This window comes from Kribbella sp., from assembly GCF_035687465.1.
Lineage (GTDB): Bacteria > Actinomycetota > Actinomycetes > Propionibacteriales > Kribbellaceae > Kribbella.
The window spans coordinates 1-17,442 of sequence record NZ_DASRXP010000181.1 but is presented as its reverse complement, the minus strand read 5'-3'; the positions used below and the strand labels follow the sequence as shown (position 1 = coordinate 17,442).

17 protein-coding genes and 1 pseudogene are annotated in these 17,442 nt (G+C 64.6%); 10 read left to right on the top strand and 8 right to left on the bottom strand.

From position 1 onward, the window contains the following. The 4 genes from VFG33_RS09240 to VFG33_RS09225 form a co-directional block, all read right to left on the bottom strand. The coding region (locus VFG33_RS09240; RefSeq protein ID WP_325024474.1) for a GntR family transcriptional regulator at window positions 1-915 on the bottom strand (915 nt) is incomplete at its 3' end. A gap of 58 nt (window positions 916-973) precedes the next feature. Next, window positions 974-1,564, bottom strand: a complete 591-nt coding sequence (locus tag VFG33_RS09235) for a maleylpyruvate isomerase N-terminal domain-containing protein (protein WP_325024472.1) — start codon at window positions 1,562-1,564, stop codon at window positions 974-976. Between the two features lie 214 nt (window positions 1,565-1,778). Further along, on the bottom strand, window positions 1,779-2,915 hold the full coding sequence (locus VFG33_RS09230; protein ID WP_325024470.1) for a flavin-containing monooxygenase: 1,137 nt from the start codon (window positions 2,913-2,915) through the stop codon (window positions 1,779-1,781). A 116-nt stretch (window positions 2,916-3,031) separates the two neighbouring features. Continuing rightward, window positions 3,032-4,699, bottom strand: coding sequence for a LuxR C-terminal-related transcriptional regulator (locus VFG33_RS09225; RefSeq protein WP_325024468.1), 1,668 nt, complete (start codon window positions 4,697-4,699; stop codon window positions 3,032-3,034). A gap of 75 nt (window positions 4,700-4,774) precedes the next feature. On the opposite strand from VFG33_RS09225, the gene VFG33_RS09220 reads away from it, so the two are divergent. Next, window positions 4,775-6,265, top strand: a complete 1,491-nt coding sequence (locus VFG33_RS09220; RefSeq protein WP_325024467.1) for an ArnT family glycosyltransferase — start codon at window positions 4,775-4,777, stop codon at window positions 6,263-6,265. A 10-nt stretch (window positions 6,266-6,275) separates the two neighbouring features. Here the strand turns inward: VFG33_RS09220 and VFG33_RS09215 are convergent, their stop codons facing one another. Then, complete coding sequence (locus VFG33_RS09215) at window positions 6,276-6,998, bottom strand: transporter substrate-binding domain-containing protein (RefSeq protein ID WP_325024465.1); 723 nt, start codon at window positions 6,996-6,998, stop codon at window positions 6,276-6,278. An 81-nt stretch (window positions 6,999-7,079) separates the two neighbouring features. Between VFG33_RS09215 and VFG33_RS09210 the strand changes: the two genes are divergently transcribed. From VFG33_RS09210 to VFG33_RS09190, 5 genes are all read left to right on the top strand, one after another. Continuing rightward, a complete protein-coding gene (locus tag VFG33_RS09210; RefSeq protein WP_325024464.1) occupies window positions 7,080-7,514 on the top strand; it encodes a VOC family protein in 435 nt (144 codons plus the stop codon). A 197-nt stretch (window positions 7,515-7,711) separates the two neighbouring features. Further along, complete coding sequence (locus VFG33_RS09205) at window positions 7,712-8,506, top strand: GNAT family N-acetyltransferase (protein WP_325024463.1); 795 nt, start codon at window positions 7,712-7,714, stop codon at window positions 8,504-8,506. Window position 8,507: 1 nt separating this feature from the next. Beyond that, a complete protein-coding gene (infA, locus tag VFG33_RS09200) occupies window positions 8,508-8,732 on the top strand; it encodes a translation initiation factor IF-1 (RefSeq protein ID WP_325024461.1) in 225 nt (74 codons plus the stop codon). A 982-nt stretch (window positions 8,733-9,714) separates the two neighbouring features. Beyond that, window positions 9,715-11,553, top strand: a complete 1,839-nt coding sequence (locus VFG33_RS09195; protein ID WP_325024459.1) for an AAA family ATPase — start codon at window positions 9,715-9,717, stop codon at window positions 11,551-11,553. Next, window positions 11,537-12,565: a hypothetical protein gene (locus VFG33_RS09190; RefSeq protein ID WP_325024457.1), complete on the top strand. Its 1,029-nt coding sequence runs from the start codon at window positions 11,537-11,539 to the stop codon at window positions 12,563-12,565. Before VFG33_RS09195 ends, VFG33_RS09190 begins: the two co-directional genes overlap by 17 nt. Before the next feature lie 62 nt (window positions 12,566-12,627). Here the strand turns inward: VFG33_RS09190 and VFG33_RS09185 are convergent, their stop codons facing one another. The 3 genes from VFG33_RS09185 to VFG33_RS09175 form a co-directional block, all read right to left on the bottom strand. Further along, a complete protein-coding gene (locus VFG33_RS09185; protein WP_325024455.1) occupies window positions 12,628-13,173 on the bottom strand; it encodes a flavoprotein in 546 nt (181 codons plus the stop codon). Then, on the bottom strand, window positions 13,170-14,363 hold the full coding sequence (locus VFG33_RS09180; protein WP_325024476.1) for a helix-turn-helix domain-containing protein: 1,194 nt from the start codon (window positions 14,361-14,363) through the stop codon (window positions 13,170-13,172). Before VFG33_RS09180 ends, VFG33_RS09185 begins: the two co-directional genes overlap by 4 nt. Before the next feature lie 140 nt (window positions 14,364-14,503). Beyond that, a complete protein-coding gene (locus VFG33_RS09175) occupies window positions 14,504-14,740 on the bottom strand; it encodes a hypothetical protein (RefSeq protein WP_325024453.1) in 237 nt (78 codons plus the stop codon). Window positions 14,741-14,912: 172 nt separating this feature from the next. Here VFG33_RS09175 and VFG33_RS09170 point away from each other — a divergent pair, with 172 nt between their 5' ends. The 4 genes and pseudogenes from VFG33_RS09170 to VFG33_RS09155 all read left to right on the top strand — a co-directional run. Then, window positions 14,913-15,161 carry a DUF6284 family protein gene (locus VFG33_RS09170; RefSeq protein WP_325024451.1) on the top strand — a complete coding sequence of 83 codons (249 nt, stop codon included), beginning with the start codon at window positions 14,913-14,915 and terminating at the stop codon, window positions 15,159-15,161. Next, window positions 15,158-15,403 (top strand): hypothetical protein, encoded by a 246-nt coding sequence (locus tag VFG33_RS09165; protein WP_325024449.1) that lies wholly within the window; start codon window positions 15,158-15,160, stop codon window positions 15,401-15,403. Before VFG33_RS09170 ends, VFG33_RS09165 begins: the two co-directional genes overlap by 4 nt. Continuing rightward, window positions 15,400-16,212 (top strand): ABC transporter permease, encoded by an 813-nt coding sequence (locus VFG33_RS09160; RefSeq protein WP_325024447.1) that lies wholly within the window; start codon window positions 15,400-15,402, stop codon window positions 16,210-16,212. The genes VFG33_RS09165 and VFG33_RS09160 overlap by 4 nt, the downstream gene beginning before the upstream one ends. 2 nt (window positions 16,213-16,214) lie before the next feature. After that, window positions 16,215-17,442, top strand: a pseudogene (locus tag VFG33_RS09155) (cell division protein FtsK); the annotation flags it as partial.

Genomic DNA, 17,442 nt, shown 5'->3' with positions numbered 1-17,442 from the left:
CACCATCCTGGCCAGGTTGTACTCACAGGCGAGGAAGGCGGTCACCTCCGGCACGCGATCCCGGAACGCCCGGATCGCGTTCAGATCGGAGAGAACGCTCTCTGGGGTGAACGATCCAGGCAACGTACTGCGCAGCTCGGTCAACTGGTGAGCGTGGTAGTCGGCCGGTTCGCGTCCGGGTTCGGCAAAGGCAGCCCGGAATCCCTCCAGCCGGTCCTCGATGCTGGACGTGTGCAAGGGCGGCGGGGACATGAAGGCGATGTGCCGGTGCCCTCGGTCGAGCAGGCGCTCGGTCAGGGCCTTTGCCGCCGCAACATTGTCGGTGTGCACGGCCGCGACCGGGATCCCGGACAGATGACGGTCGACGAGTACCAGCGGATAACCGTCCAGCACCTGCCGGAGCAAGCTCGCGTTGTAGAAGTCGCCGTGCACGGGGAAGACGATCAGCCCGTCCACCTCTCCCGATTCGACCAGCGATTCCACGGCCTGTTCCTCGTCGCTCTGCCTTCCACGGGTCCGCCGTACGATCAAATTTGCTCCGTGCTCGGCACACCGCTCCTCGATCGCGCACAGCAGTTCCAGCCCGTACGCCTCCGAAACATCCGGTACGACGAGCGCGATGCTGCCGGGCAGATCCCTCGATCGCGCGGGACGAAGCGCCAACCGCCCCTTCAGCGGCACGGTGATCCCGTCGAGATCAGGCAGCCGCTTCACCACGAACGACCCCTTGCCGCGGATCCGCTCGATCAGCCCAGCCTCGCGCAGCACCTCAAGCGCCCGCTTGGACGTAATCCGACTGACCTCAAACTGCGCCGCCAACTCCATCTCGGAAGAAACCCGATCCCCCGGACCCAGCACACCCCGCCGAATCTCCTCCAGCACATGCGTACTGATCCGCTCATACAACAGAACCATCGTCACCTCCCGGCAGGTTGACATACCAAACCAGCCAGGTACCAGGGAGGGCAAGTGGTCAGCGGGTCCGGCGGCGGCCCGCGCCCATGAGGAGGTCGGACCACGGATCGCCGGTCGCCCGCGGGGCGCTCCAGCCGGGGTTGGTCCAATGCGGCCAATCCCGGGTGTGGTCGCTGAGCCGCAGGCTCAGGGCGGCCGGCGGTTCGAACTCGACGCCCAGACCAGCGCACACGTCGTGACCGTGCAGAATCAGCTCGAGGGCGCCGCGGGCCGCGAAGTCGGCGGCTGGTCGAGCCACGACCCGGGGTCGCCGCCAGATCACGGCGCCGGCACCCGGTTCGGCCGCGGCGATCACCGCCGACAGGATCCGGGTCACGGTCCCCAACGCCTCGACGAGGTCGTCCGGTCGCGGGTCCGCGCCCATGCTGAACTCACCCCAGCCCCAGTCCGGATACCCGTCCTGCTTGCGGGAGGCGAGGAAGATCGCGACCGCGAGTACGGCGTCGACGGTGTGGTCGGCGGTCTTGGCACAGCTCCAGCTCAGCGTGCCGGCGGGCACCGTCCAGTCGCGGTCCACACCCGAGCCCCACGACGAGACCACCAGTGCCGCAACCTCGTCGAGGTCCGCGCGGGTGAACGGTCCGGTCACGCCGTCGCCCTCCGGTTTGTCGCCCTGGTGGCGGATGGTACCGCCGGACGAGAGCACCCACGAGCCAACTGACTCGCCCGACGAGCCTCGATCCAGTGATCTGCGTCAGACCGGCTGAGAACGGCCAGCCAGCACCGACACCCGACATGTTGACCTATACCAACCGATGCGGGTCATGCCGCTCGACCGGGAGAAGCCCCGGAGCTCATCCCGGTTACGAGATGACCGTTTGCCCGGCGGCGATGCTGGCGGGGGTGTGCTTGGCGATGTGGATGGCTACGTAAGCGGCGTCGCGGCCGGCGCCGCCGGTCAGCATTGAGGCGAAGGCGTACTGGAAGAGCAGGCCGAGGAAGTACAGGCCGGGGATCGTGGTCGAGACGCCGCGGTGCTGGGCGGGCCAGCCGTCGTCGCCGAGTACGGGTCCCTCGATCCAGCTGAAGTCGCGCCGGAAGCCGGTACACCAGATCACGTTCTCCACGTCCAGAACGCGGCCGTCCGCGAGCAGCGGCTGCCCGTCCCGTACGCCGACCATGCGGTCCTCCACCCGTTCCACCCCAGCGGCGGCCAGGTCGGCCGACTTCACCCGCAACAGCGGACCGCCCTCGTTGCGTACCTCGGGCTGCATCTTCCGGCCGATCGGAGTCCGCTCGGTCAGCAAGTGGTTGGCGGCGAACCAGAGCACCTTCATGATCTGGCGTGCCGGACGGCCCTCGATCGAGAACGGGATCTCGCCCCGGGCCGGCCCGCAGAGGATCGTGCGATGCCCGGACCCGGCGATCTCGTGCGCCAGGTCCGCCCCCGAGTGGCTCGCGCCCACCAGCAGCACGTCACACGGCAGCAACTGCGACGGATTCCGGTACTCCGACGAGTGGAGCTGCCGGATCCCCGGATCCAGCTCGCCGGCGAACTCCGGGGTGTACGGAAGGTGCTGACCGCCCGTGGCCACGACGACCTGGGCCGCCTCGAACACCTGCTCCCCCGCCGACACCACGAACCCACCGGACTTCCGTCGTACGCCGTCGACAAAGACACGCGGTCGCACCGGCAGCCGGTGTTCCGCGACGTACCCCTCCAGGTAGTCCGCCACCTGCTTGCCGGTGGGGAACTCGAACGGCTTCGCGGGAAAGCGCCCGCCCGGCAGAGCGTCGTACTTGGCCGGGGTGTAGAGGCGCAGCGAGTCGTAGCGCCGTCGCCACCCGTCGCCGACCCGGTTGTTCTCGTCGAGAATCACGAACGACCGGCCCTGACGCGCGAGGTGGTAGCCGAGCGCGAGCCCGGTCTGCCCGGCCCCGATCACGACGGTGTCGAACTGTTCGCGCCGGCCGGGTCCGGTGAGATGCGGAGTGGTCATGGTGTCCCCCTTTGTGCGGATGACACCGAACTTAGAAGCGGACTACCTCTGACCGCGTCGACCGAACTGCCCATCTCCGCGCGCCCGGCAGTGGGTATTCCTGCCCATTGCCGTCCTCAGACCAGATCGTGTTCGTACGCGTAAGCGGTCGCCGCGGCCCGGGACGGGAGATCGAGCTTGGTGAAGATGTTGCTGAGGTGCCTGGCCACGGTCTTCTCACTGATGACGAGCTCGGTCGAGATCGCCCGGTTGGTCCTGCCGGTCGCCACCAGAGCCAGCACTTGCAGCTCTCGCGCGGTGAGCCCGCAAGCTGTCCCGGTCGTCACCCTCCCCGCCAGCGCCTCCACTCGAGCGAGTTCCGGTACGGCTCCGAGCTGCCGGAAGATCCACTGCGCGGCATCGAGTTCCATCTCGCACGCATCCTCGTCACCGAGCTCGCGACAGGCCTGCCCGATCAGCACTCGCGCCCGCCCGGCCTCGAACGGTGCGTCGATCTGCTGCCACCCGATCCACGCGCGTCGCAGGTCCTCCAGCGCCGCCTTACCGTTGCTCTCAGCAAGCAGTACCGCGCCGAGGGAGTGCGCGCAGCTTGCCCTCAGGTACGGCGCATCCGCGTCCGCGGCGATCGCCGCAAGCTCCTCCGCCGCTGAACGCGCCTCGGCCAGGTCAGCGCCGGCCAGCAGGATCTCGACGAAGGCGGGCAACAGGCGCGCCCTGACGAACGGTCCTCGCGCCTCGTCCAGGGACCGCTTGATTCCCGTGGTCGCGTCAGCGAGACGACCTTGCGCGAGGCGCAACAACGAGAGTCCCGGCTGCGGCAAATGGCCCCAGTGGTTGGCTTTCCGGTACGCCGACTCGGCTGCCGCGAACTCGCCCCGGAGCCGGTGCAACTCTCCTTGGACGTAGAGCGCCATGCCGACCGCCGGCTGGCCCGGTGGTTCGGAGAGCCGTTCGTAGGCCTGTTGCGCCTCGTCCATCGCGTCCGGCCACGCGCCGTGCAACTGCATCAGTTCGGCACGATGGACCAGGCACTGCCCACGGTAGGGAACCAGGTCGGGTTGCGATTCACACCACAGGCTCAGCGCGCTGGTCCACTCCCCCGCCCGGCGGAGGTCGAACGTCAATTGGCAGACGAAGATCGTCGCGCAGTACGCGACCCCGGCCACGGCCGGGGACACCTCGCCGGCGGTGACGGCGACCATCACCTCGTCGAGCAGCGCGATCGCGCGGCGGGTGTCGCCGAGGTCAATCGAAGCCTGCGCTCTGCCGAGCCTGGCCAAGGCGGTCAAGGTCGGATCCTCGTACCGTTCGCCGATCTCGATGGCCCGGTCGAACAGCCCGCAGGCCGTCGTGGGGTCGCCTTCTGTCTCGAGGATCTGGTGGGCCGCCGGCACCAGCACGTAACCCTGTTCCACACAGTCGCGGCCCGCGTCGTCCAGCAGCCGCTGCGCTCGCGCCAGCCAGCCGCCGCCCCGGGCGAGCTCGCCCGCGTTGAACAACTGGAAGGCGAGCCAGAATCCACATCTGGCGGCTCGCTCGACCTCGCCCGCCGCGGCCAACTGCTGGTAGGCGCGCGCCAAGGCCTCGACGCTCTCGCTCTCGCGGCCGATCAGATAGGCCGACAGACCGACACGTTCCAGATCCTCCGCGTCGAGCGGTGACTCGCGGTCGGCAGCCGACAGCAGCTGGTAGCCGTCCGCCCAAGCGTGCTGGGCGAAAGACTCCCGACCTGCTGCGAGTGCGTCCATCTCCTGCTTCCCCGCCGGCCAGTAGGCACGGTCCACGCCACTCAGCCTAGATCCGGCGCTCGCGGGACCGAAAGGTGTCCGAGGACCCCGGTGGCCTGCCAGCATTCGCCCATGACCGTCAGTCGCCCGTCGGTACCGGCCTTCGCCACCGTTCCCGTCGCAGCAATCGCTCTCTCGGTGGGGATCGTTCTCACCGCACTGTCCGGCCGCTACGGCTATCACCGCGACGAGCTCTACTTCCTCGTCGCGGGCGATCACCTTGCCTGGGGCTACGTCGACCAGCCACCGCTGACTCCCCTGCTGGCCCGGATCTCGACGGCGATCCTCGGCGACCCCCCGATGGGTCTGCGAGTGGTCGCGACGATCGCCGCTGCCCTGACCGTTGTGGTGGTCGCGCTGATCGCGCGGGAGTTCGGCAGCGACCGGCGTGCGCAGATCCTGGCCGCGGTGTGCGCCGCCGTGTCGGGATTCCTGCTCGGCACCGGCCACATGGTTTCCACCGCGACATTCGACCTGCTCGCCTGGATGGTGATCGGTCTGTTCGCGGTGAGGTTGCTCCGCACAGGGGACGGGCGCTGGTGGATCGCGCTCGGTCTGATCACCGGGATCGCGTTGGAGAACAAGTACCTGGTGGTTCTCCCACTGGCCGCGCTGCTCGCCGCAGTACTGGTCGTCGGCCCTCGGTCGGTACTACGAAGCTGGTGGCTCGTTGGCGGTCTGGCGGTCGCCGGGATCATCGCAGCGCCGAACCTCGTCTGGCAGGCCACGCACGACTGGCCCCAGCTCACGGTCGCCGGCGGAATCAGCGAGGACGACGGCACCGAGAACCGGATCATGTTCATCCCGCTGCAGATCCTCCAACTGTCACCCTTCCTCGTCCCCCTCTGGATCGCGGGCTTCCTCCGACTGTGGCGCACGCCGAGCCTGCGGTGGTCCCGCCCGGTCGCCTTGGCCTATCCCTTGCTTTGCGTGCTGGTCCTCGCCCTCGGCGGCAAGTCGTACTACGCCCTCCCGCTGCTGCTGATCCTCGTCGCAGCCGGCTGTCAGCCCACGATCGACTGGGTCTTCCGCGGTTCCTCCAGGCGAGTCCTCGTCGGCGCCGGGCTCGTCCTCACCGCGCTGACCTCAGCACTGTTCACGCTCCCGGTCCTGCCTGCGTCGGCCGTGAACTTCGTCCTCCCGATCAACGCCGAGCAGGGCGAACAGCTCGGCTGGCCCGAGCTCACCGCCACCGTGGCCACCGCGTGGAACCAACTCCCTGCCGAGCAGCGAGACCGCGCGGTCATCTTCGCCGGGAACTACGGCCAGGCAGGCGCCCTCGCCCGCTACGGCCCGGACCACGATCTGCCGGCCCCGTACTCGGGTCACATGAGCTTCGCCGACTGGCCCGCGCCCCCGGACACCCAGACCGGTCCGGTCCTCCTGGTCGAACAAGAACGCACCCCGAGCTACGAGGCCCACTTCGGCCGCTGCGAGCAAGTAGCCACGGTCGACAACGGCTTGGACGTCGACAATGAAGAACAGGACACAGCCGTCGTCCTCTGCACCGGTCCGACGGAGGCATGGTCCACCCTCTGGCCCAACCTCCGCCGCTACTACTGAATCCGGGAAGTCAGGCTGGTGGTGCGACCGTTGCGTCCGGGCGGTTGGAGCGGCGAAGTGCGTCCGCCACGAAGCCGTTGGCTTTCAGTTCCTCGACGAAGTCCCGCAGAAACTCGACAGTCGCCGGTTTGCGGCTCTTCGTCGTACCCATCGCCTGCTTGATCTCCATGAACGCACCCTCAACGACCCGAACCCCCGGAGTCCTGTCGACGAACTCGATCACCGGCTGGCGGATCCCCGCGCCGGCCTCCAGCCCCTGCGCCAGGAACGCGTCGACCCCCTCGTCACCGCGCACGACACTCGCGTGCTGCAACGTCCGCGAGAGATACAGGTCGTACGCCGACCCGTCCTTCACCCCGACCCGCACACCCTCACGATCCACCTCCCCCACCTCGACGATGCCGGACCCTTCGGGGACCACATACACCCCTTCGATCACGACGTACGGCGCAGTGAAGGCAACCTCTTCCTCCCGCGCCGGATCCACCGCGAGGAAACACACATCGGCCAACCCCGACGTCATCGCCTCGAACGATTTCCGCGCCGCATCGAAGCACACCAAGTCCACCGGCACCCCCAGCCGCTTCCCCAACTCCCGCGCCAGCTCCACCGTCACCCCACCCGGCGCCTCCGCAGTCCCCTGCGCCAACACCGGATTCCCGAGGTTGATCGACGCCCGCAAACTCCCCGTCGGCGCCAGATCCCCCACCACACCCGCATCCACAACGCTCATCTTCCCAACCTACTTCTCCTACTCGGTCAGGCTCTCCAAAACCTGAGGCAGCTGGCCGGGGCGCGCCACTATGGTGGTCCGATGACGTCGGTCAAGCAGTTCCAAGTCACCTTCGACTGCGCAGAACCTGAGCGCGTCGCTCGCTTCTGGTGCGAGGTGTTGGGGTACGTCGTACCGCCACCACCGGAGGGGTTCGCGACCTGGGACGACTTCGAGCGCACGCTGCCGCCGAAGCGTCAGGGTGCAGCGTTTGCCTGCAGTGATCCCACAGGTGTAGGCCCGCGCCTGTTCTTCCAGCGCGTCCCCGAAGGCAAGGTCGTCAAGAACCGGGTGCACCTCGACGTGCGAGTCGGCACCGGCCTCGTCGGCGAGGAGCGCCTGGCCGCGCTCGAGGCCGAATGCGCCCGCCTGCTCCCCCTCGGCGCGACCCGCGGACAACTACTGCTCGCCGACGACGAGAACGAGTCCTGCCTCAACATGCAGGACATCGAAGGCAACGAGTTCTGCCTCGACTAAGCGGCCGTAAATTGGTTGGCCGATGCGGTGGCCGGGTTGGTATCGTGCCGTGGTCCGTGACATCGCGCCTGGAGGTGAGACCCCATGAACGCTGTAGCGCAGTGGGTGCTCCCCCTCCCGTGGTCACGGGCGGGCGACTGACGTAGGTGTCGCCGGGAGCGCCTCGAGAAGTTCGGCACTCCCGAAAGGAAACACCTATGAACTCTTTGCCTTTCACTCCACGGCGTGGTGCCCACGCCGTGACGATCTCCCGGGTCGCTGAGAATCAGTGGCACGCGGTGGAGAACGACCTGGTGGTCGGCCGCGGTCACGCTTCGCGCCGGCTCGACGGCCGCACCTTCCTCAGTATCGACACCTGGCGCGACGCGATCTTCGACCTGCTCGCCCTCGCCATGGTGGCCGACCGGCCCGAACCCCTGTACACGGTGGTCGACGAGACCGATCAAGACCTGGCGGCCAGCTGGGAACGGGCCGGGTTCGCGAGTTGGCGCCGCGAGCTCGAGTTCGCCGTACCGACAGATCGGCGGGTCACTCCGGCGCCCCTGCCCCCCGGGGTGGTGATCGCCGGTGAGGTTGCCGAGAGTCCGCTGCGCGAGCTGGACCAGGCGATTCGCGCCGAGGTCGAGGCCAGTGTCGGTTGGCAGACGATGCCGGCAGAAGTGCTGCCCTGGCAAGGCGGGACGAGACCGATCGACCCGTCGAAGTACACAATCGCTGCACGGCACAATCAGTACGTCGGCCTACTCCGGCTGGCGACGATGACCCGTCAACCGCGGATCGGCCTGATCGCGGTCCGCGCCGGCGAGCGGCGTACCGGCATCGCCCGGGCCCTCCTGACCCAGGTGCTGGCCGACCTCCACCGCGCCGGCATCGAAACGGCCTCGGCCGAAGTCAACGAAACCAACGAGGCCGCAATGGCACTGTTCGAGAGCTTCGGCGCCCGCCCGACAGGCAGCAACCTGGAACTGGTCCACCAGCAGGAAAAGGCCTGACATGTCCAAAGCCTCAGGCGGCATCGAAGTCGAGGGCACCGTCATCGAGTGTCTCCGCAACGCCAACTTCCGCATCGAACTCACCAACGGCCACAAGGTCCTAGCCCACATCAGCGGCAAAATCCGCAAGAACTACATCAAAATCCTCCCCGAAGACCGAGTCCTAGTAGAACTAAGCCCCTACGACCTAACCCGAGGCCGAATCATCTTCCGCTACCGCAACTGACCCCACCCCCCGCGCTCGGCAGCCGCCGAGCGCGGGAACCAGGTTTGGGGATGGGCACCCACCTCAGCCACACCACGACGCCCGGACACCCACCCCAGCCACAGCGGGACACATGGGCACCCACCTCAGCCACAGCAGGACACATGGGCACCCACCTCAGCCCCAGCAAAGGGGGTGCGGGTGGCGAAGCCCCCGCCCGCGCCAAGCGAAGCGCAGGCGCACAAATGACGGAAGCGGCATGGCTCACGCTTTCTGTGAGCACATGCCGCGGCCGATGACGTGGGCGATACTGGGTTCGAACCAGTGACCTCTTCGGTGTGAAGGCGGATCCCCCGTATCAACGCACACAAGGTGGTCCTCATCCGCCTGCAGAATCGGCTTCACCTATCGAGCAAGAGTGCTGGCATCCACATGGCTTGCTGCCTTTCCGCTGCCTCCACGACAGCTTCCATGCCATTCGCACCAGGCCCGGCTACTGCCCATCCAGCCCACAAGCGCGAGTCCTGCACACTCCGTGGCCGTCCGAGACAGCACACGACGGTTGTCACTCAGTTAGGCACTCGCTCAGGGCACCGGCAACACCGCTTCGCGTATGAATTCGGTACTCACGTCCCACCTGCTGCCTATGCGGCTCAAGTCAGCCCCAACCCAACGGTGCCAGGGTCGGCTCCCATGGCCGATTGTTTCCGCCCTTCCTAGCTGGCCAAGCCCCGCACACAGCCGACCCATGGCGCCTGCGCCCGGGCAAGTCGGTCCCCTCTAGGCAACTGAGCCGCCGTGTCTCGGTTGGCAGAATCTATCCACATGAGGCCGTCCTAGACTAACGGAGTCGATCCCTTCACCTACAGTGATCAGATCGATACCATCACGACTGGCGTAACGCGAGAGCAGGACGACCGATTAGTGAGTGAGACCCACAGCATGGGGATCACTGGCTGCGTCCAGGCGGGCTCATCCAATAAAGCATGGGAGCAGCATAGAAATGTTTCGCCGGGTTCACCTATCGAGGTTCAAGTCGATCCGCACTGACGCCACTATCGACCTATCGCAACTCACCGTAATTACTGGCGCAAACAGCAGTGGCAAGAGCACGATACTTCAATCCCTGCTCCTGCTCGCCCAAACGGCTCGGCATAATGGTGCCGATCGGCAACTGGTTTTGAACGGTCCGCTCGTGCGAATGGGCGAGTTCGACGAGGTGCTAAATTCAGGTGGCTCGGCCAACAGTTTCCGCCTTGGTATTGAGGTAGCGCCGCTTCCGACTCATTCCATGAGCGGCACAAGAGACCTCCTTCGCAGGGCGGAGAATCCGTCACTCGTCTCTATAGAATGGACATTTGGCGATCGCCCGATCAAGCCTCATGCCCCGGGTAGTGATACCAACAACTACCCGACCATGAACGAGATGAAGTTCAACGTCTATTTCGACACAAATCAAGAAATTGCCCAAAGCTATTCCATGGCAATTCGCAGGCATCGATGGAACGTTGAGACTAGAGCACGCAATGATGGCTACTCTGAATTACCCCCTGAATATCTCGACGCCTTGGCATGGCGGGTCGAAGTCGACCGAGGGTCACGAGCCGAGTTTAAAGAGCAAGAGCAGTTCAACGACGTTCGCGGCGTGCAGTTCAATCACTACCTTCCGATCGCGCTGCTGTCGAGATATGATTTCAATATTGAAGTTGCAACCATCTTCGTTGACATACTAATAGGCCGCGGGAACTCACCGCTTGCAATATCACTAGGTGTCTCAACTGGACTATTCCGTCAAATTTGGCCAGCCGTTCAGCAGGCTATCGGGGACGCCTACAGCGGGCCAGATCCAATGACTGATCATGAAATCGGCAGCACGGACGTCGCCAACTGGATTCGAAAACAACCAAATACCGCCAGAAGGCGTATCGTGAGGCGAATCCAGCTATCTCGGGATGAAATCATAGACTATTACGTAAATTCTGAAGATGAAGCCTACTGGTGGCTAGATCGATCGAGTCTCCCCCGCCACCTCCAGCTTGGGATATCCACGATCCGCGCTGAGATTGAAACCATTCGCTATCTAGGCCCACTGCGGATCCAACCTAGTCCGGTATATCCGGTCGCGACCAGCCTTGGCTCCAAAGATGTCGGACCTAGCGGACAATGGACAGCATCGGTTCTTGATGAGCATAAGAATGTTGTAATCCAATACGTTCCCCCATCCAGTCTTCCGTTCGGCGGCGAAGCACCGACAGTTGTCTCCACGAAACTTGGAGACGCAGTTGATGACTGGATGAACTACCTTAAAGTTGCTACTGCAGTGCACACATACGACCGCGGAAGCCTAGGTCATGAACTGAAGGTTGAAACGGCGACCTCAAGCAAACCGGTGTCACTTACGCATGTTGGAGTCGGAGTCAGCCAATGTCTCCCCGTAGTTGTGTCGTTGCTGCTCGCCCCTGAGGGCTCGATGACCTTGTTGGAGCAACCTGAACTCCACCTTCATCCAGCCGTACAGTCCCGCCTGGCTGACTTCTTGCTCGCAATGACACTGACTGGCAGGCAATGCCTGGTCGAGACACATAGTGAATACCTGGTCAACCGACTTCGTCTGCGAATAGCCGAGGGGAAGGGCGGAGATATTCAAGATGACGTCTCTATCTATTTTACTGAGATCAAAGATGGAAACTCGTGCTATTCAGCTGTCGCCCTGAACGAGTACGGGGCCATAGAGAACTGGCCAGAAGGATTTTTTGATCAGTCACAAAGCGATGCGGAAGCGCTTTTGATGGCTGCGATGAAGAAGAGATCAAAGCGGGGGAAACGTGCGAAGTCTGATTGATCCGGGATTCATTGCACTGCATGGCCCAGTGACCAGGGATTATTTAGAAGATCATGTCGAGAGCGTCGTAAGTTGGGCCGCGGCCATCCGAGCGGGCGATCTGAAGAACTTCATACCACCACGACTGCTAGAGCGGTTGGCAACTCTAGAACTCTACCCTCTAAGGCAGACCTACGACAAATTGCTGAAGGAAGCTCGCATTTCAGCATACTCCGGTTCCGATATAGCCACCCTGATTCACGAAATCATTGATCGATCTGAATCGATAGATGACCTCGTGGTGGATTTCGAGGGTGATTCTTTCGAAATCGATCCCGCTAGCGAACTAGGTCTGCCGTGCAACTGTCATCCAGACCTCGACGATCTCACCGTTGCGGCCTGGACGGCGTGTGCCGCACTCAGCCTCCGAGCCAACCTGCCACACGCAAACTTCTTTCTCACTCAACGTACCTCAGCGTCCGGCTCGCTAAGCGGAAGGTATGAGTTCGAGCGGATTCTATATTTCGATGATATCGAGATAGAAGATGCCGCGGGGGAATACCGATTGCCGCTCGGTTTCGAACTACGCGAAGCGGCCAAAGCCTTTGGCCCAGCCACACTCCTGCGGGACGCATTGGTCGAGAAGCGAAACCTGACATTCGCCTTGCAAATTGGTGGAGAGGACGCGCATCCAGACGAGGAGTGGAAGGAGAGATCCATCGACCTAGCGCCAACCTTCATTTCCGACCTTAAGACGCCCGATATCCTGAACAATGAGTCGCTTCTTCGCAGGGTTATCAAGGCTATCTCAGAGATTTCCCTAAACGTCGCCCAGGAAAAGACCCACGCATTGCGCAAGACCGCGAAGGCTGGATCGGCTCAAATTAAGGATGGAGAATACTCAGCCTGGCGTCACGACGTAGACCACGAGTGGCACGTCCATTACTGGCGGGGCCCAGGCGGGGTAATCCAATTCGCATCGGTAAACGTCCACAACCACTTTGCGATCCCCAAGCTCACGCGCTCTGCATGAGGCTGTACTTGTATGATCGGCATATTTTATGGATTCCGAGCCGGGCGAATAAACGAGCCGATTCAACCCGGTATATCTTCATGAAGCTGTCGCAATACCCAATTCCATCGAAACCCTCGTGATACCTCATCACCCGAACCTGATTTGATGGGTTGGACGGCGGAAGCAGATCCATCATGGGGATCGATGATCCGCACGCCGGCGTAGCGGAGCACAGCCAGGGACGCATGCCAAGCAGGGTGGCCCGCAAGGTCATGCTTAGCGAAAGGCACCGCAACCGTTGGAGTGCGAGATCCTAGCGCCGCGCAGAGAGTGGTCAGTGGATAGGTGTTTGCGTTTCCGTTTGCCCACGCATTCAAGGTATTGAATGTTAATGGAGCTGCTACTACCGCATCGGCGCGCGGAATGCGTTGGGGGTCACTAGGACGTCGATTTCCGCTCACGACAGTCAAGCCGTTCAAATCTTGGCTTTCGAGCCATGGGAGGGCAGCATCGGTGGGAATGATGTAGGCATCCCAGCCCTGCTCGCGGGCGGCGCGTATCCCATCTCCAGCCCGAGAGGCGAGCGGGGCGCCGCAGACGACGATGTAGAGGGTGCGGTTGGTCACGCGAGGACTCCTGCGCGGGTTGCGATGGCGGTTAGGGCTGGGGTGGGTTTGCGGGAGCGCTTGAGTAGTTCGCGAACCAACTCGCGGGCGATGGTGTGGTAGCGGATCGACTCTGGCGCGACTCGTTCTGCTTGCTGCAAGTGAAGGATTGCTTCCATGTCGTTCTTGGCTTGGGCTTGCGCCCAAGCGAGGTCGATATGCAGGCGTGAACGGCGGCCTTGGAGACCGGCCGGCATAGCCTCCGTGTCGATCTCGGTAGCGATGCGAAGGACGCCGCTGGGGTCTCCGAACTCGGCTGCGACTGAGGCTCGGTGGATCAGGACATTGGTGGGACCGAAAGCCGTCCACCAGTGATTGCCGTCGTGGGCCAGGAGGTCGGCGAGCTGCCCCGCTGTTGCTAGCCGCTCGGTGGAGGTTGCGCGGTCCGAGCGGCGCGCGGCGATGACTGACGCGATGAGCCAGAGGGAACCTGCCAACGAGACGGCGTCTGGTGCATCAGAGCCGGTGAGGGACATGAGTCCTTCGGCTGAACGGACGGCGACTCGTTCGGCATCGTCGGTGCGCTGGCTTCGGAGGAGTGCACAGACGACCTGGTAAGCGGCCATCCCCTGGGCAGTTTTTGACTCTGCCGCCAGGGCGGCGTGAGTCGCACGGTCGGCGGCGAGCCAGCCGAGCTGATGCTCTCCGACCTTGGTCAGGAGCTTTGCGGCGGCGGAGTAGACCGAGCATCGGGCGAGATGCGTCTCGCGGCCGTCGCGACCCTGATAGCCGTCGTAAGAGTCGGCAGCCTGGATCAGGTCAGGCAGCATTGCCGTTGCGGACTGGTACTTGGCTGCCTGGTAGGCCTGATTGACCTGGACGGCTCCGGTGCGGAGCTGCGGAAGCGGCCACGGAACCGTGCGCTCCCCCAGCAAGTGGTGATAGCTCGCGAGCTGGCTGCGGACCGCATCAACCGCAGTCACCTGCTCCGAGGCGTCGGGCGCTAGTACCCAGTCGCGCCCGACTAGGTCGGCTACGTCGATGCGGAGGACGGTTGCTAGGTCATTCAGGGTGGACAGTCGATCGACACCACGAATACCGCGCTCGACCTGGGAGAGCCAGGACCGCGACATCCCGATGAGGCCAGCCAGGGCATCCTGCGACATACCGCGCCGCTTGCGGTAGGCCCCGATGCGCTCACCTACGTGCATCTGCACTTCCCCTCGTTGATCTGATCCCTCTAGTCAACCGTCTCCGAGCTCGATCAATGCGCAAAAAAGTGCGCAGCATCCACAGTGCACACCGGTCGCGGAATTCGCCTTGACGCTGTTCCCATGAACGAACCGACCACTCAGGAGCCCACCCGCTTCGGTCCCGGCGCGGCGGGCGGAATGCCCTCCGAGCGAGCCACACGGCGGATGTACGCCGCCGTGAACGGTGACAGTCGCTCTACCTCTGTCGGCGGGACTCCGCCACGCAAAGCGGCCAGAACCGCCGCCATCGTCTCGTTTCGAGCTTGCTCGTGGGCGGTCTCCGTCTTGCGATATCGAGCCGTGGCCGAAGTCAGGTCTGCACGTAGGTCAGTCACCCGACCACTGTATCGCACCACGCTTGCGCAATTCGTAGAGTATGGATACCGTGGTGCGCACCTTAGTTTCGCTTCACGTTCTGGTTCGTCCCAGACAAGCGACGCCCCGGCGGTTGCAGCCGCCGAGGCGTCCGGGTCGCCCCAGTCCCTTCACGAACAGGAGCACAACCCAATGAGCATCATCCACCTGTCGGCAGTCAGTAGCCAGGAACCATCCGCAGCCGACCTGGCTGCGATTGAGTTGGAATGGCCGTTGATCGAGGCCGATCTCGATCTGTTGAACGCGCACATCGCGTTCTACAACGCCGGATCGTCTCCGTCGGAGCTCGACTGGCGGCGAGTGCGCCGCGCTGAGCACCAGGTGCTCACTGTCACCCGCGACCTGGCCAACCGCGACCTCGGTACGGAGGTCGTGGCGTGAGCCGCCGGACAGCACCGCAGCCGGTCAGCTTCCGGCAGATTCTCGCGACGCGCCTTGGCGTCGAGGAGGACGACCTCTACGACGAACTTGAGGCCCGTCTCAGCACCCTGTGGGACACGGTGACCGGTGACGCACCGGCCGACTCCGCAGAGGTCGCCACCGCCCACGGAGACCTGTGGGCGCTGGGCTGGCTCGTTGACGACGCCCGCCGCGAACTCGCCGTACGGGAGGCCCGCTCATGAGCACACCGCTTCGCAGCACCTACCCGGTGCCGGTTGAGGACCTGATCCCGGCCGCCCGAACGCTTGTTGACAAGACGGGCGGTATCCCGTCGCAGAACCAGATGATGAAGCACTTCCGGATCGGCAAGGAGAAGGCCAAGGCCGTCCGGCTGGCGCTGATCGAGGAAGACGCTGCAACCACGGCGACGCACCTGCATACCGTGCCGGACCCGGCCGACACCGAGCCCGAAACCGTGGCCGAGTCGACCGGTGATGAGATGCCCCCCGCCGTCGAGGAGGAGGCATCTCCGCAGGTCACGGCAGCCGTAGAACCGGGAATCGTTGCCGTACTCCCCCAGTCTGAAGAGGTCCCCACGGCTTCCCCTCAGGATGCCCCGCCCGTCCGGTCGTGGCCGGTCCTGCTGCTCGCTCTGCCCGCGTTCGTCGCGGTCTGGTCCGGCTGGGTCGGACTCGGCACGCTGACCGGGTTCGGCGTGGTCCACCCGCTGCCCGGGATCGCGGACGGCTTCACCATCAACTCCGCCATAACGCTCCCGATCGGAGTCGAGACCTACGCCGCATTCGCGCTGCGGGTCTGGCTGTCCGGGCAGGTCCCGGCATCGGCTCGCCGGTTCGCGAAGTGGTCCGCACTGAGCGCCCTGGTTCTAGGCGCGCTCGGTCAGGTCGCCTACCACCTGCTAGAGGCAGCCGGGGTCACCCGGGCGCCGTGGCAGATCACCACCGTTGTCGCCTGCCTGCCCGTTGCCGTGCTCGGCATGGGCGCCGCGCTGGCCCACCTCATCCACGCCCGCCCGAGCGAGGGGAACTGATCATGACCGAGCCACTGAACGACGTGCCCGAGCCGATCGACCTGGACGCCCGCCGTGCCCGCCGCGACGACGCCACGCAGACGCCGGACGACAATGCCGGCCAAACCGTCCCGCTGTCGGCAGGTGAGGTTGAGCGGATGGACACCGCCTACGAAGTCGCCCTAGACGACGACACCGACACCGATCCCGGAGCGGGCAGAGTCCTCACACCGGTTGACCGGCCCGGCCTGCCGGTACCGGTCGCGGCCGGTGAACGGATGCCGATCATCCCCGTGCACCTGCTCCCGCAGAACCTGCCCGCCACGATCCGCAAAGCGCTGGCCCGGTCCGGTCACGTGGCGCTGTTCCACACGGTCCGCTCGCCTTGGTATGGCGCGAAGCTGGGCTGGTTCGCCGGTCGCGGCTTCACGCGAGTGGTGCGGAATCAGATCGCCTGGTGGTGGGTGCCGAACTCGTTTGCCCTTGAGCAGAAGGCCGCTGACGCCTCCGAGCTGAAGGAGTGGGAGAAGATCCACCGCCAGTTGAAGGCAACCCGCCTGTGGCGTGGTGGCGTTCTGACGGCTCAGAACATCGGCCTGGCCGTTAGTGCGCCGATCCTGTGGAACGCCGCTCCTGCAGGGCTTCTAGCGGCTGCGGGCGCCGGTGCGGTGGCTGGGCTGGCGCACTACGGGCGTCCGGCTGGTCAGACCTTGGTCGGTACTGCGGTGGTCGCGCCTCGGTTCCGGAAGCTGAACTCTGACATCGTGCTGCGCGCCTACTATGCGGCCGGTCTGGGCAACCCGGACAAGACCGACAAGCAGGTCAACTTCGGGTCGACGATGTCGCGGGATGCCAGCAACACCGGTACCGAGGTAGTCATCGATCTGCCGTGGGGGCTGGGCTGGACTCAAGTCGTCAACGCCAAGGAGAAGATCGCTTCTGGTCTGGATGTCCATGTCCGGCAGGTGTTCCTGACTCCCGACGACTCGTCCAGCCGCCGTCACAAGCTGTTCGTTGCCGACGTCGACCCGTTGGGGATTCCGGCCGGTACCACCGACATGCTGGACGGGAAGCGCCGTTCGATCTGGCGGCCGGTCCGGTTCGGCCTGGACGAGCGCGGCCGACTCGTTGGGCTGTCGCTGCCGTGGTTCTCGCTGCTGGTCGGTGCCCAGCCCCGCAAGGGCAAGACGTTCTCCGCCCGCCTGGTGGCACTGCACGCAGCGCTTGACCCGTACGTGCGGCTGATTGTTG